Here is a 21,965-nt window from a genome sequence, read left to right on the forward strand (position 1 = left end):
ACACGTACGGGCGATGCGCCCGGGGGATCAGCGGCCCGCGCGGTTGACGGCGGAGATGACCGCCTTCAGGGAGGCGCGGGTGGTGTTGGCGTCGATGCCGATGCCCCACAGGACGCGGCCGTCGATCACGCACTCGATGTACGAGGCGGCCACGGCGGAGGCGCCCTCGCTCATGGTGTGCTCGGTGTAGTCCAGCAGGCGGGCGTCGATGCCGATGCCGGCCAGTGCGTCGAAGAAGGCCGAGATCGGACCGTTGCCGGTGCCGCTCAGTACGGTCTCCACGCCGTCCACGACCGCCTCGACGGTCAGCGTGTCCGTGCCGTCCTTGTCGGTGGCCGTCGAACCGGAGCGCAGCTGGATGCGGCCCCACGGGTTCTCGGGGTTGGGCAGGTACTCGTCCTCGAAGACCGACCAGATCGCCTTGGGCGTGACCTCGCCGCCCTCGGCGTCGGTCTTGGCCTGGATGATCCGGGAGAACTCGATCTGCATGCGGCGCGGCAGGTCCAGCTTGTGGTCGTTCTTCAGGACGTACGCGATGCCGCCCTTGCCGGACTGCGAGTTGACCCGGATGACGGCCTCGTAGGAGCGGCCGACGTCCTTCGGGTCGATGGGCAGGTACGGCACGGCCCACTCGATGTCGTCGACGGTCTTGCCCTGGGCGGCCGCGTCGGCCTCCATGGCGTCGAAGCCCTTCTTGATGGCGTCCTGGTGGGAGCCGGAGAAGGCGGTGTAGACCAGGTCGCCCGCGTAGGGGTGGCGCGGGTGGACCTCCATCTGGTTGCAGTACTCGCTCGTGCGACGGATCTCGTCGATCTGCGAGAAGTCGATCTGCGGGTCGATGCCCTGGGAGAACAGGTTCATGCCCAGCGTGATCAGGTCGACGTTGCCGGTGCGCTCGCCCTGCCCGAACAGGCAGCCCTCGATGCGGTCGGCGCCGGCCATCAGGGCCAGCTCGGCGGCGGCGACGGCGGTGCCGCGGTCGTTGTGCGGGTGCACCGAGATGCAGATGTGCTCGCGGCGGGTCAGGTTGCGGGCCATCCACTCGAAGCGGTCCGCGTGGGTGGAGGGCGTGGAGCGCTCCACGGTCGCGGGCAGGTTCAGGATGATCTCGCGGCCCTCGGCCGGCTGCCAGACGTCGCAGACCGCCTCGCAGACCTCCAGGGCGAAGTCCAGCTCGGTGTCGGTGAAGATCTCCGGGCTGTACTGGTAGCCGAAGGTGGTCTCCGGGCCCAGCAGCTTGTCCGCGTACTCCATGACCAGGCGGGTGCCGTCGACGGCGATCTGCTTGATCTGCTCCTTCGAGCCGCGGAAGACCACGCGGCGGAAGGTGGGGGCGGTCGCGTTGTACAGGTGGACGGTGGCGCGCTTGGCGCCGACCAGGGACTCCACGGTCCGCTCGATCAGGTCCTCGCGGGCCTGGGTCAGTACGGAGATCGTCACGTCGTCCGGGATCGCGCCCTCTTCGATGATCGAGCGCACGAAGGCGAAGTCGGTCTCGCCGGAGGAGGGGAATCCGACCTCGATCTCCTTGTAGCCCATGCGCACCAGCAGGTCGAACATCTCGCGCTTGCGGGCGGGGGTCATCGGGTCGATCAGCGACTGGTTGCCGTCGCGCAGGTCGGTGGACAGCCAGCGGGGGGCCTTGGTGACGCGGGCGTCCGGCCAGGTGCGGTCCGGGATCTCCACCTGCTCGTAGAAGCCGTACTTGTGGATCGGCATCCCGGAGGACTGCTGGGTGTGGGTCGCGTTGGTGATGGGCGTGGGGCGACCGACAAAAGGCTGCTGGCTCATGGCGTTGGGCTCCTCGCGTGTCCGCGTGTAGTTCGCTGGGACGGCCGACGGCGGTCGTAAAAACCGCAACACCAAACTCCGCGGGGAGGGGGCCGGCCTACGACTACAGACCCTCGCCGCGGCAGCTAAGGAGAAGCAGCCCGAAACGCATGATGGACCGAGCCTAGCCGAGCCGCGCGGTGACGCGAGGACCTGTTTCAGTATGCAAGACCCCACCGTCCGATTTGCACCAAATGTGAGCTAAGCCTCTTTCAAAGCAGCCAGCTCAGGGCGATCCGTCAATCCGGCGCCACCGCTTTCAGACAAGCGAATGAATCATGGTCGCAGGTAGTGACACAGTCATGACCCACTGCCACATTGCCGGGCATGGATGCCTCCCACGCTCACCGCCACCCCGTCTTCTGCACCGTGGTGCCGCCCCACCTCCTCGACAAGGCCGCCCTGTCCGCAGACTCGCGGCGCGCCGATCTCGCCCAGCGCACCCTCGAACGCGACTCCTTCCTGCGTACCCGGCGCCGGGTCACCGCCGTCCGCGGGATCGCGGCGACGCTCGGCGCGCCGGCTTCCGACGAGCCGAACCGGACGCTCTACGACGCCCAGCACCGCACGCAGCTGCCCGGCAAGAAGGTCCGGGGGGAGGGCGACCCCCTGAGCAAGGACGCCACCGTGAACCGCGCCTACGCGGGGCTCGGGGCGACGTACGAACTGTTCCTGAAGGGCTTCGGGCGGCGCTCGATCGACGATGCCGGGCTCCCGCTGGACGCGACCGTCCACTACGACGAGGACTACAACAACGCCTTCTGGGACGGGCAGCAGATGGTCTTCGGGGACGGCGACGGGGACCTCTTCCTCGACTTCACCGTGTCGGTGGACGTCATCGGGCACGAGCTGACGCACGGGGTCACCCAGTACACGGCCAACCTGAGGTACCGCGGGCAGTCGGGCGCCCTGAACGAGTCGATGTCCGACGTCTTCGGCTCGCTGATCAAGCAGTACTCGCTGGAGCAGACGGCCGACCAGGCCGACTGGCTCATCGGGGCCGGCCTGCTGGGCCCCAACGTGACCGGGGTCGCGCTGCGCTCGATGAAGGCGCCGGGGACCGCGTACGACGACGACGAGCTCGGCAAGGACCCGCAGCCGGCCACGATGGACGACTACGTCAACACCCACAGCGACAACGGCGGGGTCCACATCAACTCCGGGATCCCCAACCACGCCTTCTACATCGTGGCGACCGAACTGGGCGGCAAGGCCTGGGAGCGGGCGGGGCAGATCTGGTACGACGCCCTGACCGGCGGGGAGCTCGCCTCGAACGCCGACTTCGAGGACTTCGCCCGGCTCTCGACGGCGGCGGCCGTGACCCGGTACGGCGACGGCGGCGCCGAGCACCAGGCCCTGCAGAAGGCCTGGTCCGCGGTGGGCGTCCCGCTCGCGGGGTAGAACCGCCCCCATGCGCATTCAGGTGGTTCGGACGGGCGGCTTCGCGGGCATCGAGCGCCGGGCCGAGGTGGACACCTCGGGCCGGCCGGACGAGGACGAGTGGCGGGCCCTGGCCCAGCTGGCGCTGCGGCCGGGTCCGCCGGGCGATCCGGCGGACCGGGTGCGCGACGGGTTCTCGTACCGGATCACGGTCGACGGCCGGACGGTCTCCTGCGCCGAGCCGGGGCTGTCGGAGGCGCAGCGGGCGCTGATCTCGCGGGTCCTGAAAGAAGGTGCCTGAGCAGTACCGCTTTGCTTGGATGTCCGGATGACCGACCACATGATCGATTCGACGCTGTCCGAGCTGGAGCGGTACTACGACACGGTGCCGCGGGTGGGCGGGGCACGGGCCGAGGACTTCGGCCCGCTGACCCTGTTCGTCCAGGAGGGCCCGGGCTGGCCGTACTACGCGCGGCCGGCCCTCGGCGGCTCCGGCGACGCGACCGCGGCGGACGTCCGGCGGGTGCTGTCCCGTCAACAGGAGCTCGGGGTTCCCCAGGCCTTCGAGTGGGTGGCCGAAAACAGCCCCTCGCTGCGGGCCGCGGTGGAGGAGGCGGGACTGGACGTGCACGCCCATCCGCTGATGGTGCTGGACCCCTCCGCCGAAGCCCTCCCCCCGCATCCGGAGGTCCGTCTGCTCGGCGCGGACGACCCGCTGCTGGCCGCCGCGGTGACGGTGCCGGCGCTGGCCTTCGCGGCCCCGGGCACGACGGTGGGCGAGGCCGGACCCGCGGAACTGGCGGCGGCCATGGCGGAAGCCTCGGCCGAGGAGGGCCGGGCCCGGGCGTCCGGAAAGCTGGCGGCGGGCACCTCGGCCATGGCGGCGGCCGTACGGGACGGCGTCGTGCTCTGCTCCGGCATGTACAACCCGGTCGGGGACGTCGCGGAAGTGGTGGGCGTCGGCACCCTGCCGTCGGCCCGCCGCCAGGGCCTGGCCCTCGGGGTCACGGCCGCACTGGTCGCGCAGGCCCGGGCGCGCGGGGCCCGTACGGTCTTCCTCTCGGCCGGCGACGAGGACGTGGCCCGGATCTACGGACGCGTCGGCTTCCGCCGGGTGGCGACGGCCCTGATCGCGGAGCCGAAGGCGTGATGCGCCTGCTCGGACGGCTGCGGCCCGGCTGATCGGGCGGGCCGGCCCGGCCTGCGCCGTCGTCCGGCACCGCCCGAGCCCGTTTGCCGGAACGGCAACAAGGTTTGCCTGCGCGGGCGGGTCGGGCGGAGCATCGGCCGCACCGGCACCCGTACTGGAAGAGGGACCCATGACCGAGCACGCGCACGCGGAAACGCACACGCACTCCCACCACTACCCCGTGACCGGGCCCCCGGCGGGCGAGGAGTTCTGGGACGGCCGCTACGGCGAGAGCGACCGGATCTGGAGCGGCGAGGCCAACGCCATGCTGGTGCGCGAGGTGTCCGGCCTCGCCCCGGGGCGGGCCCTCGACCTCGGCTGCGGGGAGGGCGGCGATGCCGTCTGGCTGGCCCGCCACGGGTGGACCGTCACCGGGACCGACATCTCCGGGGTCGCCCTCGGCCGGGCGGCCGAGCACGCGGCCGACGCCGGACTCGCGGACCGGATCTCCTTCGCGCGGCACGATCTGACGCAGTCCTTCCCGGAGGGGGAGTTCGACCTCGTCTCGGCGTGCTTCCTGCACAACTACGGGGACTTCCCCCGTGATGCCATCCTGCGCACGGCCGCCGCGGCCGTGGCCCCCGGCGGCACCCTGCTGGTGGTCGGCCACGCGGGCTGGGCCCCGTGGCAGGAGGAGCGGGAGGAGGCCCACTTCCCCACGCCCGAGGAGGTCCTCGCCCAGCTGGAGCCGGTCACGGCGGGCTGGGAGGTGCTGCGGGCCGAGGAGACCGAGCGGGTCCAGGCTCAGCCCGACGGTACGCCGGGGACCCGTACGGACAACGTGGTGCGGGTGCGCCGGCCCGCGTAGCCGGCCGAACGACAACGACAACGACAACGACGACAAGACGACGACGCACGGACGCGGTCCCCGAGCGGGGGCCGCGTCCGTGCGTCGTCGTGTCGTTCGGTCCGCGTCGTGTCGTTCGGTCCGGGCCTCAGAAACCGAGCTTGCGGAGCTGCTTGGGGTCCCGCTGCCAGTCCTTGGCGACCTTCACGTGGAGGTCGAGGAAGACCGGGGTCCCGAGCAGCGCCTCGATGTGCTTGCGCGACTTCATCCCGACCTCCTTCAGGCGGGAGCCCTTCGGGCCGATGATGATGCCCTTCTGGCTCGGCCGCTCGATGTAGACGTTGGCGTGGATGTCGAGCAGCGGGCGGTCGGCCGGCCGGTTCTCACGCGGGATCATCTCCTCGACGACCACGGCGATGGAGTGCGGGAGCTCGTCCCGTACGCCTTCCAGCGCGGCCTCGCGGATCAGTTCCGCGACCATCACCATCTCGGGCTCGTCGGTGAGGTCGCCCTCCGGGTACAGCGGCGGGCTCTCCGGCAGCAGCGGCGCGATCAGGTCGGCCAGCAGCTGGACCTGGGTGTCGCCCACCGCCGAGACGGGGACGATCTCGGTCCACTCGAAGCCCAGCTCCTCGGCGAGCTGGTGGACGGCGAGGAGCTGCTCGCCCACCTGCTTGGACTCGACCAGGTCGGTCTTGGTGATGATGGCGATCTTGGGGGTCTTCTTGATCCCCGCGAGCTCCTTGGCGATGAACTTGTCGCCGGGGCCGAGCTTCTGGTCGGCCGGCAGGCAGAAGCCGATGACGTCGACCTCGGCCCAGGTGGTCCGCACGACGTCGTTGAGGCGCTCGCCGAGGAGCGTGCGCGGCTTGTGCAGGCCGGGCGTGTCGACGAGGACGAGCTGCGCGTCGGGGCGGTGCACGATGCCGCGGACGGTGTGGCGGGTGGTCTGCGGCCGGTTGGAGGTGATCGCGACCTTGGTGCCCACGAGTGCGTTGGTGAGGGTCGACTTCCCCGCGTTGGGGCGGCCGACGAAGCAGGCGAAGCCCGCACGGTGCGGGCTGGTGGACTCGGGGGAACGATCGCTCATACGGGCCATTCTCCCCGATGCCGCTCCCAGCGCCGACCAGATCACCGCAGTGAGGGCGAGCACGGGCGTGAGCAGGGGGTGCGCGGCATGGGCGGCACGGCCCTGAGCTGTGGTTCCGTCGGCCCGGGCGCGCACCGTCAGCTCGGCCCATTCCGCGACGGGCGGCCCCTCCCAGCGGGTGCCGAGGCGCACTTCCTGACCCGGCAGCAGTTCGGCGGGCAGGCCCGTGAGCTCGCGCCGCAGCAGCGTGCGGCCGAGGGCGCCGGAGGCGGTGAGGGCTGCGCGCGGGCGGAGGGTGACGTTGCCGGTGTTGTGGAGCGTGTACGAGATATCCGCGCCCGCGCCCCGGCGGTGTACGGAGACCCCCTCGACGGCGAGGGCGGCGGCGGTCGGGCCGGTCACCCGCAGGTACACCCGGGCGGCGACGGCCTGCTGGACGCCGATCCCCCGGTCCGTGGTGGCGGCGGGCCGGTCCTCCAGGGCCACGATGGCACCGGGGTGGTCCCCGGGCTCCGCCCGGTCCGGGACGGCGAGGGTGAAGCCGACGCGGACCTCGCCCCGGGCCGGTACGGTCACCCGCTCCTGGTCGAGCTTGGCCCAGGCGGCGGTGGCCCGGCGCGGCTCGTCGGGGCCGCGCAGGGCGAAGCCGCCGTCACGGGCCGTGTTGTAGGCGTCGGCGGGGTAGAGCCGGAAGGTGCGGGGGCGGTCGGTGCGGTTGGTCACGGTGACGGCGTCGGTGACGGCCTGGCCGGGTGCGGCGGCGAGGTAGAGGTAGGGCCGCCGGCCGACGCCGTTCGCGGCCGGCAGCACGGACCACTGGCCGTTGTCCGACGCCTCGGCCGACGCGGCGGGCAGGAGGAGGACCCCGGCTGCGACGAGCAGGGCCCCCGCTGCCCGGAGCCGTCCCGGGACTCCGCCCCGGACCCCGCGCCTCAAACTCCCCCAGACTCCGTCCGGGGGTACCCCCAGGCGGGGCTGGATCTTCAGCCGGGGCGTCACGACAGCGTCAGGGTCAGGACCGCCGTGTACGCCCCCGGCGGGGTGTACGGCGGGACCCGCAGCGTCACCGTGGCGTCGATGGTGAAGGTGCCGCCGACCAGCGGGGCGTTCGCGGTGGAGGCCAGGAGCGCGCCCTCCGGACCGACCACGCCCGCGCTGCCCGCCGTACACGCGCTCGGGCTGCCGGCAGCCGCCACACAGGTCGGGGTCCAGGACAGGGACGCGCCCGGGATGCGTACCCCGCCCGGTCCCGTGAAGTCGGTGACCTTGCCGGTCAGGGACCAGCCGGCCGGGCCGCCGCGGGCGTCGGTGACGGTCACGGTGCCGATCCGGCCGGGGGCGGCGCCGCCGTCGCCGTACGGGACCGCGCCGAGGGTGATGTCCTCGCCGGCCTGGGTCATGCCGAGGGCGCCCGGTTCGACGGTGGCCGTGACCTTGCGGGTGCCCGCCGTCATGGGGGCGGTGTCGATGACGGTGTACGCGGCCGGGCCGGAGCCCCGGCTCGCCGACCAGGCCGGGCCCTCGTAGGCGAGCACCGCGGTGGTGGCCTTGTCCGTGACCGGAAGCTCCACAGCGGCCGTGCCCAGCTCGTCGGCGGTGGCGGTCACCCGGTCCGCGGTTTCGGCGGCGCCGGCCCGTCCGGCCACCGTCACGGCCGTGCCCGGGGGGAATCCGGCGGCGGTGACCTTGACCTTGGCGCCCGGCTTTCCGGAGGCAGCGGCGAGGAAGACGCTGCGCAGGTTGGCCGTGGGGAGCGCGGTCGCGGTCAGGCGGGCGGAGACGGGGGTGGCGGACGGCTCAGCGGCGGTACAGGTGGTGTCGAGGTCCAGCGGGTGGCTGGTGTGCAGGGTGTAGTCGCCGGGGGCGAGGGTGGTCTCGCCGGGCGCGGTGACGGTGAAGGTGCCGGTCATGGTGACGGCGGGGAGGGGTTCGCCGGCCCGGACGGGGTCGTTGCGCTTGGTCCCGACGACGGTGACCGCGCCGCTCTGGGCTCCCGCCAGCAGGATCCGGCCGGTGGGGGTCAGCACGTCGGCGGGGAGTTCGCCGCCGGCCGGGTTGGCGGCGGGGGTCCGGACCACCTGGTACGTCACGGTGACGGTGTCGCCGACCTGCGGAGCGGGGTTGTCGACGGTGATCCCGGCGGTGGTCGGTCCGTCGGCGGGCGGGAGTCCGGCCTCCTGGGGCGGCAGGCAGTGGGTCGGGAACTCCACCTGGCCGGGCGGTGTCTCTCCCTCGGCCGCGGCCGGTGCGCTCAGGGCGCCCCCGGCCGCGGCGGCGAGCACCGCCATGCCCACGGCGGCCGTCCATCTCCGCTTCCGCGCCCCTGTTCGCACTGCCCGCCCCCTGGGTTCCCTCGCGCCTGGGTCGTCTCTTTGGGATCTGGCCTGGCCCTGCGCAGGGGGCCATTCACGAGCGGGCGGCGGAAGAAGTCAATGCACGGATCCGGCGTCAACTGATGGCCCATCAGGAGATGGCAGGTTCCCGCTCCCCCGCCGCGCTCCCCGGCCCCTCTTCGCCCGCGCCCCCGCCCGACGCGCGGAACGTGCGCCGGTAGGCCGTCGGGCTCACCCCCAGCGCCGCCTGCACGTGCTTGCGCAGCGACTGGGCCGTCCCGAAGCCCGTCTCCCGCGCCACCTGATCCATGGGCAGGTCCGTCCGCTCCAGCAGTCGCCGGGCCCGTTCGACCCGCTGGCCGACGATCCACTCGCCGGGGCTGATCCCGGCCTCCTCCCGGAACCTGCGCGTGAACGTCCGTACCGACATGGCCTCCTGCCGGGCCAGGTCGACCAGCCGCACCGGCTCGTGCAGCCGGTCCAGCACCCAGGCGCGGGCCGCCGCGGTGCTGGCCAGCTGCGGCTGCGGCACCGGGCGTTCGATGAACTGGGCCTGCCCGCCGTCCCGGTGCGGCGGTACGACGGTCCGCCGGGCCACGTCGTTGGCGACGGCCGCACCGTGGTCGCGGCGCACGATGTGCAGGCACAGGTCGATGCCGGCGGCGACCCCGGCCGAGGTCAGCACGTCCCCGTCGTCGGTGTAGAGCACGCCGGCGTCCACCCGCACGGCCGGGAAGAGCCGCTGGAAGTGCTCGGCGTGGAACCAGTGGGTGGTGGCCGGGCGGCCGTCCAGGAAACCGGCGGCGGCCAGCACGTACCCGCCCGTGCAGATGGAGACGAGCCGCGTCCCGGGCCGGATGTGCGCGAGCGCCGCGGCGAGCTCCTCGCTCAGCCGGCCCTCCTCGTACACCGGCCCCAGCTCGTACGAGGCCGGCACCACCACGGTGTCGGCCGTGGCCAGCAGCTCGGGGCCGTGCTCGACCTGGACCGCGAAGTCGGCGTCGGTGCGCACCGGCCCGGGGGCCAGGGCGCAGGTCAGGATCTCGTACAGCGGCCGGCCGGCGGAGTCCTTGGCACGGCCGAAGATCCGGTGCGGGATGCCGAGCTCGAAGGGCAGCAACCCGGTGAGCGCGAGGACGACGACGCGGTGAAGGGCCATGGCCCGATCATATCGAAGGGTGACGTTCAGGCCACTGTCGTACGGGGTCCTCCCGGCCGGAAGCTGTCCGGGTGACGCAGACAGCCCCCATCCCCGCCCCCACGACCACACCTCCGGCCGTCCCGGGACGCGTCCACCGCGCCTGGTTCGTCGCGGCCGTCGCCTTCGTGACGATCATCGGCGCCGCCGCCTTCGCCTCGCTGCCCGGACTGCTCATCGAGCCTCTGCACGAGGAGTTCGACTGGTCGCGCGGCACGATCGGCTTCGCCGTCTCGGTGAACCTCGCGCTGTACGGGCTCACCGCCCCCTTCGCCGCGGCGCTGATGGACCGCTTCGGCATCCGCAAGGTGGTGGCCCTGGCCCTGCTGGTCATATCCGGCGGCACCGCGGCCACCGTGTGGATGACGGCGTCCTGGCAGCTGGTGCTGTTCTGGGGCGTGCTGGTGGGCCTGGGCAGCGGCTCCATGGCGCTGGCCTTCGCCGCCACGGTGACCAACCGCTGGTTCACCGCCCGGCGCGGCCTCGTCACCGGCATCCTGACCGCGGCCGGGGCCTCCGGCCAGCTGATCTTCCTGCCGCTGCTGTCGTGGCTGGTGGAGCACCAGGGCTGGCGTCCGGCGGCGGTGACGGTGTCGCTGGCGGCCCTGGCCGTCGTCCCCTTCGTGTGGCTGTTGCTGCGCGACCACCCGGCGGACGTGGGTCTCGCACCGTACGGCGGCACCTATGCGGAGAAGCCCGCACCGGTGACGGGCGCGGCGCGGCGGACGGTGACGGTGCTGTTCAAGGCCGCCCGGACCGGCCCCTTCTGGCTGCTGGCGGGGACCTTCGCGATCTGCGGAGCCTCGACCAACGGGCTGGTCAAGACCCACTTCGTACCGGCGGCCCACGACCACGGGATGCCGGTGACGGCGGCCGCGGGACTGCTCGCGGTGATCGGGGTGTTCGACGTCGTCGGCACCATCGCCTCCGGCTGGTTCACGGACCGCTTCGAGGCGCGCCGCCTGCTGGCGGTGTACTACGCGCTGCGCGGGATCTCGCTGCTGTTCCTGCCGATGCTGCTGGCGCCGTCCGTGCACCCGCCGATGGTCTTCTTCATCGTCTTCTACGGGCTGGACTGGGTCGCGACCGTCCCGCCGACCATCGCGCTCTGCCGTGAGCACTACGGGGAGGACAGCGCGATCGTCTTCGGCTGGGTGCTGGCCTCGCACCAGGTGGGCGCGGCGGCGGTGGCCTTCCTGGGCGGCCTGGCCCGGGACGCCTTCGGCTCGTACGACGTGGTCTGGTACGCCTCGGGCGCGCTGTGCGCGATGGCTGCGCTGATGGCGATGGTCATCCGCCGCCGCCAGCCTCCCGGCGGGGCAGCCGATCCCCTCGCTGGGGCCCGATACGCCTGACGGCGACCCACGCGGGGAGCCGCCGTCGCGGCCGGGCCGAACCCAGCCCCGCCGGCGTTTGAGGCTCGCCCGCGCCAAACCCAGCCTCGCCGGCGTTTGAGGCGCGGGGTCTGGGGCGGAGCCCCAGGAACCCGGCTGGGCGCGGGGCGGCAAGGATCGGTGGCCACCCCGCCGGGAGGCCAGAGGCTAGCGCCCAGCCGGGGTGGTGGACTTCAGGGTGCCGTCCGGGGCGGCCAGCAGCACCGGGGTGTCCGGGCCGCCCAGGTCGCGGACGGCCGCGCGGTCGGCCTCGGCGGGGGCGTCGGCCGCGCTGACGACGGCCGCGGCCTCCAGGGAGCGCGCGCCGCTCGCCACGGCCATCGCGACCGCGGTCTGCAGCGCGCTCAGCTTCAGGGAGTCGAGCTCCACCGTCCCGGCGACGTACGTGCGGCCCGTCTCGTCGCGCACCGCCGCCCCCTCCGGCACCCCGTTGCGGGCCCGGGCGCTGCGCGCCAGCGTGATGATCTTGCTGTCCTCGGGGTCGATCCCGGTGCTCTCCGTCATGGTCGAAAGCATAGGGAGCGCCCCGGCCGGGCCGCGCAACGACCCCGCCGCGGCGCCCCCGACAAGGCCCGGGTCACGGCCGGTCGAGCCTCAGCCGCTCCGCCCGCGGCAGCCCGGCGACGACCAGGTCGTACGAGTCCTCGACGAGCTCGCGCAGCATCGCGTCGGGGATCCCGCCGACGGTCACCGTGTTCCAGTGCCGCTTGTTCATGTGGTAGCCCGGCACGATCGCCTCGTGCTCCTCGCGCAGCCGCACCGCCAGCTCCGGCTCGCACTTGAGGTTGATCTTCAGCGGCTCGCCGTCCAGCGCGGAGAGCGCGAACACCTTGCCCAGCACCTTGAACACCGAGGTCTCCGGGGTGAAGGGGAACTCCTCCACCGCCGCGTTGAAGCCCAGACAGAATTCCCGCAGCTCCGCCGGGGTCATTCCCCCTCCTCCCCCGCGGTCTCCGCCGCGGCGACCGGTTCCACCAGCACCGTCACGATCTTGTTCCGCCGCCCCGCCGGGGACTCGGCCGTCATCCGCAGCGGACGCCCGTCGGGCAGTTCCACCACCGCCGAGGCGCCCGCGATCGGCACCCGGCCCAGCGCCTTCGCCAGCAGGCCGCCGACCGTCTCCACGTCCTCGTCGTCGAAGGCCTCGACCTTGAACAGCTCGCCGAGGTCGGTGATGTCGAGGCGCGCCGTGACCCGGTAGCGGTCCTCGCCCAGGTCCTCGACCGGCGGGAGCTCCCGGTCGTACTCGTCCGTGATCTCACCGACGATCTCCTCGAGGATGTCCTCGATGGTGACGATGCCGGCCGTGCCGCCGTACTCGTCGATGACGACGGCGACGTGGTTGCGCACCTGCTGCATCTCGCGCAGCAGGTCGCCCGCGTTCTTGGTGTCGGGCACGAAGACGGCCGCCCGCATCGCCGTGGAGACCAGGTCGGACTCCGCCTCGCGGCTGATGTGGGTCTTGCGGACCAGGTCCTTCAGGTAGACGATCCCGACGATGTCGTCCTCGTTCTCCCCGGTCACCGGGATGCGCGAGAAGCCGGACCGCAGAGCCAGCGTGGTCGCCTGACGGATCGTCTTGTACCGCTCGATGCAGACCAGGTCGGTGCGGGGCACCATCACCTCGCGCACCAGGGTGTCGCCGAGCTCGAAGACCTGGTGCACCATCCGGCGCTCGTCGTCCTCGATCAGCGATTCCCGCTCCGCGAGGTCCACCATCGCGCGCAGCTCCGCCTCGGAGGCGAACGGCCCCTTGCGGAAGCCCTTTCCGGGCGTGAGCGCGTTGCCGATGAGGATCAGCAGCTGCGGGATCGGCCCCATCACCCGGGCGAGGGGGACGAGGACGTACGCGGCCGCCGTCGAGGTGTTCAGCGGGTGCTGGCGGCCGATCGTGCGCGGGGAGACCCCGACGGCGACGAAGGAGACGAGCACCATCACGGCGATGGCCACGAGCAGCGCGGTCCAGTTCTCGCCGAACTCGTCGAGGCAGACGTAGGTGACGAGCACCCCGGCCGCCATCTCGCAGGTGACGCGGACCAGCAGCGCCACGTTGAGGTAGCGGGTGGGGTCGCCGGCGACCTGCGCGAGCTTCTCGCTGCCGCGCCGGCCCTCCCGTACGGCCTGCTCGGCGCGGAAGATCGAAATGCGGGCGATCCCGGACTCGGCGCACGCCGCGAACCAGGCCACCACCACCAGCAGTACCGCGCCGGTGATCAGCTGCGCGGCGTTCACGAGACGGTGGGCGCCGGGGACGGACCGGTCATGCCGCGCTCACCGCGCCAGCCGTCGACGATGGCCGCCTGGAGGCCGAACATCTCGGCCTTCTCGTCCGGTTCCTCGTGGTCGTAGCCGAGCAGGTGCAGCACTCCGTGGACGGTCAGGAGCTGGAGCTCCTCGTCCATGGAGTGCTGCGTCGGGGCGTCCTCGCCCTGCTTCTTCGCGACCTCGGGGCAGAGCACGATGTCGCCGAGGAGCCCCTGCGGGGGCTCCTCGTCGTCCTTCGCCGGCGGACGGAGCTCGTCCATCGGGAAGGACATGACGTCGGTCGGGCCGGGCAGGTCCATCCACTGGATGTGGAGCTGCTCCATAGCGTCCTCGTCGATGACGATGACGGAGAGCTCGGAGAGCGGGTGGATCCGCATCCGGGTGAGCGCGTAGCGGGCGATGTCGAGGATCGCCTGCTCGTCGACCTCGGTTCCGGACTCGTTGTTGACGTCGATCGACATGGTGCGCTGGGGTCTACTTCCGCTGGTGGCCGTTCGCGGCCTGCTGGCCGTCGTCGTACTTCTCGTACGCGTCGACGATACGGCCGACCAGCTTGTGGCGGACGACATCCTCGGACGTGAGCCGCGCGAAGTGGATGTCCGGCACCCCGTCCAGGATCTGCTGGACCTCGCGCAGACCGCTCTTGGCGCCACCCGGCAGGTCGATCTGCGTGATGTCACCGGTGACGACGATCTTCGAGTCGAAACCGAGCCGGGTCAGGAACATCTTCATCTGCTCGGCGGTGGTGTTCTGCGCCTCGTCGAGGACGACGAAGGCGTCGTTGAGCGTGCGTCCGCGCATGTACGCCAGGGGCGCGACCTCGATGGTCCCGGCGGCCATGAGCCGCGGGATCGAGTCGGGGTCGAGCATGTCGTGCAGCGCGTCGTAGAGCGGGCGCAGGTACGGGTCGATCTTGTCGAAGAGGGTGCCCGGCAGGAAGCCGAGCCGCTCCCCCGCCTCGACGGCGGGCCGGGTCAGGATGATCCGGCTGACCTGCTTGGACTGCAGGGCCTGGACCGCCTTGGCCATGGCGAGGTAGGTCTTGCCGGTACCGGCGGGGCCGATGCCGAAGACGATCGTGTTCTTGTCGATCGCGTCGACGTACCGCTTCTGGTTGAGGGTCTTGGGTCGGATGGTGCGGCCGCGGCTGGAGAGGATGTTCTGGGTGAGCACCTCGGCGGGCGTTTCCTCGGGCCCGTTCCCGTTGCCGTTGCCGCTCGCCTTGAGCATGGCGATCGAGCGTTCCACTGCGTCCTCCGTCATCGGCTGCCCGGTGCGGAGCACCAGCATCATCTCGTCGAACAGGCGCTGGATCAGGGCGACTTCCGCCGCTTCGCCGATCGCGCTGACCTGATTGCCCCGAACATGGATGTCGGCCTTCGGGAAGGCCTTCTCGATCACGCGCAACAGGGCGTCACCGGATCCGAGCACCGTGACCATCGGGTGCCTGGCCGGGACGGTGAAGTGGGCTCGCGCCTGCCCCGGCACTGGAATGTGGGCTGTGGGTGTCTGAGTCATGGGCCGGCACTGTGGCCTGCACATACCTCCCGCTGAGGGGCCGCGCCGATCGACGACCTCCGGACTACCAAGCCTACGTCGCCGCCGCTGCTTCCCCGAGAGGTTTTACGCCCTCTCCGCGCGGCCCCCGGGGTGCCACGGCCCCGCTGCCGTCCGGTCACGCGGAGTGCCGGAAGCCGATCGTGGGCACGGCTCTGCGCCGGGCGGCGGGGCCCGAGCCGGGCGGGATCAGGTCGTCCAGGAAGCCGTAGCGGCCGCGCAGCGCGTGCGGGGCGGTCCGCCACCAGTGGGCCACCTCCGGCCAGCCGGGGGCCGACAGGGAGCCGCCGAACTCCTGGACGGACAGGGCCGCCGTCAGCCCGGCGAAGGCGAGGCGGTCGGCGAGGGGCCAGCCCGCCAGGGTGCCGGTGACGAAGCCCGCCACGTACACGTCCCCCGCCCCCGTCGGGTCCAGCTCGTCCACCGTGATCCCCGGGACCTGCGCCGTCTCGCCGGTGCGCCCGTCCACCGCGTACGAGCCCTCCGCGCCCATCGTGACCACGGCGATCGGCACCTTCTCCGCGAGCGCCCGGGCGGCGGCGCGCGGGCAGTCGGTGCGGGTGTAGCGCATGGCCTCGCCCGCGTTCGGCAGGAAGGCCTCGCAGTGCTCCAGGTCGGCCAGGGCCCCCAGGTCCCACCGCCCGCTCTCGTCCCAGCCCACGTCCGCGAAGATCCGCGAGCCGTGCCGGGCGGCCTCGCCGATCCACTCCTCGCCCCGGCCGGCGCCGAGCGCGGCGACGGCCGCGCGGGCCCGCGGCGGGCAGTGCGGGAAGGGTCCGGCGTCGGCGGGCGGCGGGGCCTCGTGGCCGTGCGAGACCATGGTGCGCTCGCCCTCGTAGGCCATCGAGACGGTGACGGGGCTGTGCCAGCCGGGGATCGTGCGCGACATGGACAGGTCGATGCCCTCGCCCTGCTCCAGGGCGTCCCAGCAGTACTCGCCGTAGTGGTCGTCCCCGAAGGCCGCGGCCAGCGAGGTGCGCAGGCCCAGCCGGGCCAGGGCGGTGGCCATGTTGGCGACGCCGCCGGGGCTGGAGCCCATGCCGCGCGCCCACGACTCCGTGCCGCGGACCGGCGCCGAGTCGAGGCCGGTGAAGATGATGTCGAGGAAGACCGTCCCGGTCAGGAAGACGTCGCAGCCCGGCTCCTGCGGATCGCGCACCGGACCGAGCGGGTCCACTGCGGCTGCGCGGCTGTCGAAGTCCCTACTGGTCACGGTGTACTCCCCGATGAGTTTCCGGCGGAAAGCTGCCAGCCCTGCCCGCCCGGGGCAGGGCCAAACCCCAGTGTGGCGCAGATCACCCGCCCGTTCAGCCCCGCTTGGGGAGCGGCACGCGCACCAGGTCCTCCGCCACCGTCAGCTCGCCGTCGAAACCCGCGGCCCGCGCCTGGCGTTCGAACTCGGACGGGTCCGTGTACCGCTGGGAGAAGTGCGTCAGCACGAGGTACCGTACGCCCGCGTCCCGCGCCACCCGCGCCGCCTGGCCCGCCGTGAGGTGCCCGTGGTCGGTGGCCAGCCGCTCGTCCTCGTCGAGGAAGGTCGACTCGATCACCAGCATGTCGCAGCCCTCGGCGAGCGCGTCCACGCCGGGACAGAGCCGGGTGTCCATGACGAAGGCGAACCGCTGTCCGGGCCTGTGCTCGCTGACCTCGTCCAGGGTGACCTCGCCGAGCCGCCCGTCGCGCTGGATCTTGCCGACGTCCGGCCCCTTGATGCCGTGCCGCGCGAGCAGCTCCGGCACCATGCGGCGCCCGTCGGGCTCGGTGATCCGGTAGCCGAAGGACTCCACCGGGTGCGAGAGCCGCCGGGCCTCCAGGAGGTACGGGGGCCCCTGCGCCAGCGTCCCGTCCGCGGCCACCGGTTCCTCGCGCAGCGGGACGGTCTCGCGGTAGGCCGTGGCGTACCGCAGCCGGTCGAAGAACTTCTGCCCGGAGGCCGGGTAGTGGGCGGTGACGGGGTGCGGGACCTGGTCGAGGTTGATCCGCTGGATCACCCCGGCCAGGCCGAGGCTGTGGTCACCGTGGAAGTGCGTGATGCAGATCCGGTCGATGTCGTGCGCGGCGACCCCGGCCCGCAGCATCTGCCGCTGCGTGCCCTCGCCCGGGTCGAAGAGGATGCCCTCGCCGTCCCAGCGCAGCAGGTAGCCGTTGTGGTTGCGGTGCCGGGTGGGCACCTGGCTGGCGGTGCCCAGCACGACGAACTCTCGTACGGACACGTGCTATCCGGGGGGCCACTGGAGGCCGCGGCCGCCGATGACGTGCGCGTGCGCGTGGAAGACGGTCTGCCCGGCGCCGGCGCCGGTGTTGAAGACGACGCGGTAGCCGTGGTCGACGATCTTCTCGTCGAGGGCGATCTGGCCGGCCTCGCGCAGTATGTCGGCGGCGACGGTCGGCTCGGCGGCCGCGAGGGAGGCCGCGTCGGGGTAGTGCACCTTGGGGATGACGAGCACGTGCGTGGGCGCCTGCGGGTTGATGTCCCGGAAGGCGACCGTGGTCTCGGTCTCGCGGACCACGGTCGCGGGGATGTGCCCCTCGACGATCTTGCAGAACAGGCAGTCCGCCTGCGGTTCCCCGGCCATTGCTGAGCCTCCCGTGATGGTGATCGGTCCGGGCATCGTATCCAGCCGGGCGCCCGCCGCGGGCGGGCATTTCGGTCCGTCAAACCCGGCGGTCCGTCAAACCCGGCGGTCCGTCAAACCCGGCGACCCGTCAAACCCGGCGACCCGTCAGGCCCAGCGGCCGGTGCGGGCCAGCAGGACCGCCGTGGCCGCGGTGCCGGCCGTGGAGGTCCGCAGGACCGAGCGGCCCAGGCGGTAGGGGTGGGCCCCCGCCCCGGCGAACGCCGCCAGCTCCTCCGGGGAGACGCCGCCCTCCGGGCCGACGACCAGGACCACGGAACCCGAGGAGGGCAGCGCGGCCGTGGCCAGGGCGTCGGAGGGGGTGTCGCGGTCCTCGTGCAGGACCAGCCCCAGGTCGGCTTCGGCGAGCAGCGCCGCCACCTGCTTGGTGGACATGGCCTCGGCCACCTCCGGGAAGCGGACCCGGCGGGACTGCTTGCCCGCCTCGCGGGCGGTGGCCCGCCACTTGGCCAGGGACTTCGCCCCCCGGTCCCCGCGCCACTGGGTGATGCAGCGCGAGGCCTGCCAGGGCACGATCGCGTCCACGCCGGTCTCGGTCATGGTCTCGACGGCCAGCTCGCCGCGGTCGCCCTTGGGCAGGGCCTGGACCACGGTGATGCGGACGGCCGGTTCCGGTTCCAGTCCGGCCGCGGACACGGCCACCACGAGCCGGTCCTTGCCCTCCGCGGCCTTCACGACCGCCTCCGCCCAGCCGCCCCGGCCGTCGGTCAGGACCAGTGCCTCGCCCGGGTTCAGCCGTTTCACGGACACCGCGTGCCGGCCCTCCGGGCCGTCCAGGACGAACTCCGGTCCCGCGGGGACCTCTTCGACCACGAACACCGGGGCGGTCATGACGCACTCCTCATCTGCATTGCCTTCAACGTGCTCTGTGCCTCGGCCAGCTCGGCCGCCAGTACCTCCACCAGCTCCGCCGCCGGCAGCGCCCGCGCCAGCCGGTGCCCCTGGCCCGCCCACAGGGCCATGCCCTGCGCGTCCCCGGCCGCGGCGGCCGCCTTGCGCAGCCCCGAGGTCAGGTGGTGGACCTGGGGGTAGGCCGCCGGGGCGTACGGGCCGTGCTCGCGCATGAAGCGGTTCACCAGCCCCCGCGCCGGCCGCCCGGAAAACGCCCGGGTCAGCTCGGTCCGGACGAACAGCGGGTCGGTCAGCGCCTTCTTGTGCACGGGGTCCGCCCCCGACTCCGGGCAGGCCAGGAAGGCCGTCCCGAGCTGCGCCGCCTCGGCTCCCGCCGCCAGCAGCGCCGCGATCTGCGAGCCCCGCATGAGGCCGCCCGCCGCGATGATCGGCAGGGCCACGGCCTCCCGCACCTGGGCCACCAGCGCGAGCAGCCCCACGGCCGCCGTGCCGTCGGCCTGCGGGTCGTCGCGGTGGGTGCCCTGGTGGCCGCCCGCCTCGACGCCCTGGACGCACACGGCGTCGGCGCCCGCCTGCTGGGCCGTACGGGCCTCCTCCACGGAGGTCGCCGTGACGACCGTGTACGTACCGGCCTTGCGCAGGGCGACGAGGGCCGCGGAGGAGGGACAGCCGAAGGTGAACGAGACGACCGGGACCGGGTCTTCGAGGAGGATGGCGAGCTTGGCGTCGTAGCCGTCGTCGCTGGTGCCGATGATGTCCTCCTCGGCGAGCGAGATCGCGTACCAGCTCGCCTCACCGGCCAGCTGCCCGCGGTACGCCTCCACGGCGGCCGGGTCCACATAACCGGTCTGCGGCATGAAGAGGTTGACGCCGAAGCGGCGCCGGGTCAGGGCGCGCACCTGCTTGATCTCCTGGTACATCCCGTCGGCGGTCTTGTAGCCGCCCGCCAGGAAGCCCAGCCCGCCCGCCTCGCACACGGCGGCGGCGAGCGGCGGACAGGAGGCGCCGCCCGCCATGGGAGCCTGCACGATCGGGTAAGGAGAGAGACCGTACGGTGCGGAGGACATGGACTGCATCGTGCCATGTCCCGCTCATGGGGCCGAATCACGGCATTCGCCTGGCATAGTCCGCTTCCGGCCCCGGTCACGGGCCGCCGCAGGGCCCATGCGAAGAGCCCGGCAGGGAATCCCCTGGCCGGGCTCTCGGCGGTGTCCGCCGGCCGCTCAGCGACCGTTGAACGCGTCCTTCAGGCGGCTGAACAGCCCCTGCTGACCTGGCGCGAACTGACCCATCGGCCGCTCCTCGCCGCGCAGCTTCGCCAGCTGGCGCAGCAGCTCCTCCTGCTGGGCGTCCAGCTTGCCCGGAGTGGTGACCTCGACGTGGACGATCAGGTCGCCGCGCCCGCCGCCGCGCAGGTGGGTGACGCCCCGCCCGTGCAGCGGGATCGCCTGCCCGGAGCCGGTGCCGGGCCGGATGTCGATCTCCTCCAGCCCGTCCAGCGTCTCCAGCGGGCATTTCGTGCCCAGTGCGGCCGCCGTCATCGGGATCGTCACCGTGCAGTGCAGGTCGTCCCCGCGCCGCTGGAAGGTCGGGTGCGCCAGCTCGTGGATCTCCACGTACAGGTCGCCTGCGGGGCCGCCGCCGGGGCCGACCTCGCCCTCGCCCGCGAGCTGGATCCGGGTGCCGTTCTCGACACCGGCCGGGATCTTGACCGTGAGGCTGCGGCGGGAGCGGACCCGTCCGTCGCCCGCGCACTCGGGGCACGGGGTCGGGACCACGGTGCCGAAGCCCTGGCACTGCGGGCAGGGGCGCGAGGTCATGACCTGGCCCAGGAAGGACCGGGTGACCTGCGAGACCTCACCGCGGCCGCGGCACATGTCACACGTCTGCGCGGAGGTGCCGGGAGCGGCGCCCTCACCGGAGCAGGTGGTGCAGACGACGGCCGTGTCGACCTGGATGTCCTTGGTCGTCCCGAAGGCCGCCTCGTCCAGCTCCAGGTCCAGACGGATCATGGCGTCCTGGCCGCGGCGGGTCCGCGAGCGCGGGCCGCGCTGCTGACTCTGGCCGAAGAAGGCGTCCATGATGTCGGAGAAGTTGCCGAAGCCACCGGCCCCGAAGCCGCCCGCGCCGCCGCCGCCCGAGGAGGACAGCGGGTCGCCGCCGAGGTCGTAGACCTGCTTCTTCTGCGGGTCCGAGAGGACCTCGTAGGCGGCGTTGATCTCCTTGAAACGCTCTTGCGTCTTGGGATCGGGGTTCACGTCCGGGTGCAGCTCGCGCGCGAGCCGCCGGAAGGCCTTCTTGATCTCGTCCTGCGATGCGTCGCGGCGCACGCCGAGAACGGCGTAGTAGTCCGTGGCCACTTACGACTCCGCCAGGATCTGTCCGACGTAACGTGCCACTGCGCGTACCGCTCCCATCGTTCCGGGGTAGTCCATGCGGGTCGGTCCGACCACGCCGAGTTTGGCGACTGCTTCGCCGCCCGAACCGTAACCGACGGAGACGACGGACGTGGAGTTCAGTCCCTCGTAGGCATTCTCATGCCCGATCCGTACGGCCATTCCCGACTCGTTGGCCTCGCCGAGCAGCTTGAGGAGCACGACCTGCTCCTCCAGCGCCTCGAGCACCGGCCTGATCGTCAGGGGAAAATCGTGTCCGAAGCGGGTGAGATTGGCGGTACCGCCGATCATCAGCCGTTCCTCGGCTTCCTCGACCAGGGTTTCGAGGAGTGTCGTGAGCACGGTGGAGACCGTGCCGCGGTCATCGGCCTCGAAGGATTCGGGGAGGTCCTGGACGAGCGGGGGCACGTCGGTGAAGCGCCGTCCGACGACCCGGCTGTTGAGCCGGGCCCGCAGGTCGGCGAGCGGTGCCTCGCCGAAGGGGGCGGGGCAGTCGATGAGCCGCTGCTCGACCCGTCCGGTGTCCGTGATCAGTACGAGCATCAGGCGCGCGGGAGCGAGCGAGAGCAGCTCCACGTGCCGGACGGTCGACCGGGTCAGGCTCGGGTACTGCACGACCGCGACCTGCCGGGTGAGCTGCGCGAGCAGCCGCACCGTGCGGCCGACGACGTCGTCGAGGTCGACGGCGCCGTCGAGGAAGTTCTGGATGGCCCGGCGCTCGGGCGTCGACAGCGGTTTGACCCCCGCGAGCTTGTCGACGAAGAGCCGGTAGCCCTTGTCGGTGGGGATCCGGCCGGCGCTGGTGTGGGGCTGGGCGATGTAGCCCTCGTCCTCCAGCACGGCCATGTCGTTGCGCACGGTCGCGGGCGAGACGCCGAGCCGGTGCCGCTCGGTGAGCGCCTTGGAGCCGACCGGCTCCTCCGTCCCGACGTAGTCCTGGACGATGGCGCGCAGCACTTCGAGTCTGCGTTCGCTGAGCATCGCGCACACCTCCAGCTGTGGTCCGTTGCCGTGTTCTGCCGTGTTCGTTGGCACTCTGTCCGTTCGAGTGCCAGAGA

General features: G+C 72.5%; 21 protein-coding genes. 5 read left to right on the forward strand and 16 right to left on the reverse strand.

The features are described 5' to 3' along the window. Positions 1-27: 27 nt before the first annotated feature. The gene (leuA, locus tag AB0D29_RS07115; protein WP_362852564.1) at positions 28-1,791 is read right to left on the reverse strand and encodes a 2-isopropylmalate synthase; all 1,764 of its coding nucleotides are present in this window, start codon (positions 1,789-1,791) and stop codon (positions 28-30) included. Positions 1,792-2,157: 366 nt separating this feature from the next. On the opposite strand from leuA, the gene AB0D29_RS07120 reads away from it, so the two are divergent. The 4 genes from AB0D29_RS07120 (at position 2,158) to AB0D29_RS07135 (ending at position 5,207) form a co-directional block, all read left to right on the forward strand. Continuing rightward, the gene (locus AB0D29_RS07120) at positions 2,158-3,231 is read left to right on the forward strand and encodes a M4 family metallopeptidase (protein WP_362852565.1); all 1,074 of its coding nucleotides are present in this window, start codon (positions 2,158-2,160) and stop codon (positions 3,229-3,231) included. A 10-nt stretch (positions 3,232-3,241) separates the two neighbouring features. Further along, the gene (locus tag AB0D29_RS07125) at positions 3,242-3,511 is read left to right on the forward strand and encodes a protealysin inhibitor emfourin (protein ID WP_362852566.1); all 270 of its coding nucleotides are present in this window, start codon (positions 3,242-3,244) and stop codon (positions 3,509-3,511) included. Between the two features lie 27 nt (positions 3,512-3,538). Then, positions 3,539-4,360, forward strand: a complete 822-nt coding sequence (locus AB0D29_RS07130) for a GNAT family N-acetyltransferase (RefSeq protein ID WP_362852567.1) — start codon at positions 3,539-3,541, stop codon at positions 4,358-4,360. Between the two features lie 169 nt (positions 4,361-4,529). Further along, positions 4,530-5,207, forward strand: coding sequence for a class I SAM-dependent methyltransferase (locus tag AB0D29_RS07135; RefSeq protein WP_362852568.1), 678 nt, complete (start codon positions 4,530-4,532; stop codon positions 5,205-5,207). Positions 5,208-5,334: 127 nt separating this feature from the next. Here AB0D29_RS07135 and era read toward each other — a convergent pair whose 3' ends face one another. The 3 genes from era to AB0D29_RS07150 all read right to left on the reverse strand — a co-directional run bounded on the left by era (position 5,335) and on the right by AB0D29_RS07150 (position 9,768). Continuing rightward, positions 5,335-6,285, reverse strand: a complete 951-nt coding sequence (era, locus tag AB0D29_RS07140) for a GTPase Era (protein WP_362852806.1) — start codon at positions 6,283-6,285, stop codon at positions 5,335-5,337. 986 nt (positions 6,286-7,271) lie between these two features. Beyond that, positions 7,272-8,564 (reverse strand): beta-xylosidase, encoded by a 1,293-nt coding sequence (locus AB0D29_RS07145; RefSeq protein WP_362852807.1) that lies wholly within the window; start codon positions 8,562-8,564, stop codon positions 7,272-7,274. Positions 8,565-8,739: 175 nt separating this feature from the next. Further along, the gene (locus tag AB0D29_RS07150; RefSeq protein ID WP_362852569.1) at positions 8,740-9,768 is read right to left on the reverse strand and encodes a helix-turn-helix domain-containing protein; all 1,029 of its coding nucleotides are present in this window, start codon (positions 9,766-9,768) and stop codon (positions 8,740-8,742) included. Positions 9,769-9,839: 71 nt separating this feature from the next. Here AB0D29_RS07150 and AB0D29_RS07155 point away from each other — a divergent pair, with 71 nt between their 5' ends. Beyond that, positions 9,840-11,162, forward strand: a complete 1,323-nt coding sequence (locus AB0D29_RS07155; RefSeq protein WP_362852570.1) for an MFS transporter — start codon at positions 9,840-9,842, stop codon at positions 11,160-11,162. 186 nt (positions 11,163-11,348) lie between these two features. On the opposite strand, the gene AB0D29_RS07160 is transcribed toward AB0D29_RS07155, so the two are convergent. The 12 genes from AB0D29_RS07160 to hrcA all read right to left on the reverse strand — a co-directional run bounded on the left by AB0D29_RS07160 (position 11,349) and on the right by hrcA (position 21,888). Continuing rightward, a complete protein-coding gene (locus AB0D29_RS07160) occupies positions 11,349-11,705 on the reverse strand; it encodes a cytidine deaminase (protein ID WP_046775520.1) in 357 nt (118 codons plus the stop codon). A 73-nt stretch (positions 11,706-11,778) separates the two neighbouring features. Beyond that, the gene (locus AB0D29_RS07165; RefSeq protein ID WP_362852571.1) at positions 11,779-12,132 is read right to left on the reverse strand and encodes an MmcQ/YjbR family DNA-binding protein; all 354 of its coding nucleotides are present in this window, start codon (positions 12,130-12,132) and stop codon (positions 11,779-11,781) included. Continuing rightward, entirely contained in the window at positions 12,129-13,433 is a 1,305-nt protein-coding gene (locus tag AB0D29_RS07170; RefSeq protein ID WP_362852572.1) for a hemolysin family protein, read from the reverse strand. The genes AB0D29_RS07165 and AB0D29_RS07170 overlap by 4 nt, the downstream gene beginning before the upstream one ends. Beyond that, entirely contained in the window at positions 13,430-13,927 is a 498-nt protein-coding gene (ybeY, locus tag AB0D29_RS07175) for an rRNA maturation RNase YbeY (protein WP_030710955.1), read from the reverse strand. The genes AB0D29_RS07170 and ybeY overlap by 4 nt, the downstream gene beginning before the upstream one ends. Positions 13,928-13,940: 13 nt before the next feature. After that, positions 13,941-14,984, reverse strand: a complete 1,044-nt coding sequence (locus AB0D29_RS07180; RefSeq protein WP_362852573.1) for a PhoH family protein — start codon at positions 14,982-14,984, stop codon at positions 13,941-13,943. A gap of 157 nt (positions 14,985-15,141) precedes the next feature. Further along, positions 15,142-16,236, reverse strand: a complete 1,095-nt coding sequence (locus AB0D29_RS07185; RefSeq protein ID WP_351295528.1) for a PfkB family carbohydrate kinase — start codon at positions 16,234-16,236, stop codon at positions 15,142-15,144. Between the two features lie 94 nt (positions 16,237-16,330). Then, entirely contained in the window at positions 16,331-17,236 is a 906-nt protein-coding gene (locus tag AB0D29_RS07190) for a ribonuclease Z (RefSeq protein WP_362852574.1), read from the reverse strand. Positions 17,237-17,239: 3 nt separating this feature from the next. Then, positions 17,240-17,599 carry a histidine triad nucleotide-binding protein gene (locus AB0D29_RS07195; protein WP_362852575.1) on the reverse strand — a complete coding sequence of 120 codons (360 nt, stop codon included), beginning with the start codon at positions 17,597-17,599 and terminating at the stop codon, positions 17,240-17,242. 147 nt (positions 17,600-17,746) lie between these two features. Then, complete coding sequence (locus AB0D29_RS07200; RefSeq protein WP_362852576.1) at positions 17,747-18,490, reverse strand: 16S rRNA (uracil(1498)-N(3))-methyltransferase; 744 nt, start codon at positions 18,488-18,490, stop codon at positions 17,747-17,749. Beyond that, positions 18,487-19,578, reverse strand: a complete 1,092-nt coding sequence (locus AB0D29_RS07205; RefSeq protein WP_362852577.1) for a nitronate monooxygenase — start codon at positions 19,576-19,578, stop codon at positions 18,487-18,489. The genes AB0D29_RS07200 and AB0D29_RS07205 overlap by 4 nt, the downstream gene beginning before the upstream one ends. Before the next feature lie 156 nt (positions 19,579-19,734). Then, positions 19,735-20,871: a molecular chaperone DnaJ gene (dnaJ, locus tag AB0D29_RS07210; RefSeq protein ID WP_030710948.1), complete on the reverse strand. Its 1,137-nt coding sequence runs from the start codon at positions 20,869-20,871 to the stop codon at positions 19,735-19,737. Further along, entirely contained in the window at positions 20,872-21,888 is a 1,017-nt protein-coding gene (gene hrcA / locus AB0D29_RS07215; RefSeq protein WP_362852578.1) for a heat-inducible transcriptional repressor HrcA, read from the reverse strand. Positions 21,889-21,965 lie beyond the last annotated feature (77 nt).

This window comes from Streptomyces sp. NPDC048424 (genome assembly GCF_040651555.1).
Classification (GTDB): Bacteria; Actinomycetota; Actinomycetes; order Streptomycetales; family Streptomycetaceae; genus Streptomyces.

Excerpts from the sequence above, each read along its gene's own strand:
- leuA (WP_362852564.1), bottom strand. The coding sequence starts at position 1,791 with ATGAGCCAGCAGCCTTTTGTCGGTCGCCCCACGCCCATCACCAACGCG.
- AB0D29_RS07120 (WP_362852565.1), top strand. The coding sequence starts at position 2,158 with ATGGATGCCTCCCACGCTCACCGCCACCCCGTCTTCTGCACCGTGGTG.
- AB0D29_RS07125 (WP_362852566.1), top strand. The coding sequence starts at position 3,242 with ATGCGCATTCAGGTGGTTCGGACGGGCGGCTTCGCGGGCATCGAGCGC.
- AB0D29_RS07130 (WP_362852567.1), top strand. The coding sequence starts at position 3,539 with ATGACCGACCACATGATCGATTCGACGCTGTCCGAGCTGGAGCGGTAC.
- AB0D29_RS07135 (WP_362852568.1), top strand. The coding sequence starts at position 4,530 with ATGACCGAGCACGCGCACGCGGAAACGCACACGCACTCCCACCACTAC.
- era (WP_362852806.1), bottom strand. The coding sequence starts at position 6,285 with ATGGCCCGTATGAGCGATCGTTCCCCCGAGTCCACCAGCCCGCACCGT.
- AB0D29_RS07145 (WP_362852807.1), bottom strand. The coding sequence starts at position 8,564 with ATGGCGGTGCTCGCCGCCGCGGCCGGGGGCGCCCTGAGCGCACCGGCC.
- AB0D29_RS07150 (WP_362852569.1), bottom strand. The coding sequence starts at position 9,768 with ATGGCCCTTCACCGCGTCGTCGTCCTCGCGCTCACCGGGTTGCTGCCC.
- AB0D29_RS07160 (WP_046775520.1), bottom strand. The coding sequence starts at position 11,705 with ATGACGGAGAGCACCGGGATCGACCCCGAGGACAGCAAGATCATCACG.
- AB0D29_RS07165 (WP_362852571.1), bottom strand. The coding sequence starts at position 12,132 with ATGACCCCGGCGGAGCTGCGGGAATTCTGTCTGGGCTTCAACGCGGCG.
- ybeY (WP_030710955.1), bottom strand. The coding sequence starts at position 13,927 with ATGTCGATCGACGTCAACAACGAGTCCGGAACCGAGGTCGACGAGCAG.
- AB0D29_RS07180 (WP_362852573.1), bottom strand. The coding sequence starts at position 14,984 with ATGACTCAGACACCCACAGCCCACATTCCAGTGCCGGGGCAGGCGCGA.
- AB0D29_RS07195 (WP_362852575.1), bottom strand. The coding sequence starts at position 17,599 with ATGGCCGGGGAACCGCAGGCGGACTGCCTGTTCTGCAAGATCGTCGAG.
- AB0D29_RS07200 (WP_362852576.1), bottom strand. The coding sequence starts at position 18,490 with ATGACCGCCCCGGTGTTCGTGGTCGAAGAGGTCCCCGCGGGACCGGAG.
- AB0D29_RS07205 (WP_362852577.1), bottom strand. The coding sequence starts at position 19,578 with ATGTCCTCCGCACCGTACGGTCTCTCTCCTTACCCGATCGTGCAGGCT.
- hrcA (WP_362852578.1), bottom strand. The coding sequence starts at position 21,888 with ATGCTCAGCGAACGCAGACTCGAAGTGCTGCGCGCCATCGTCCAGGAC.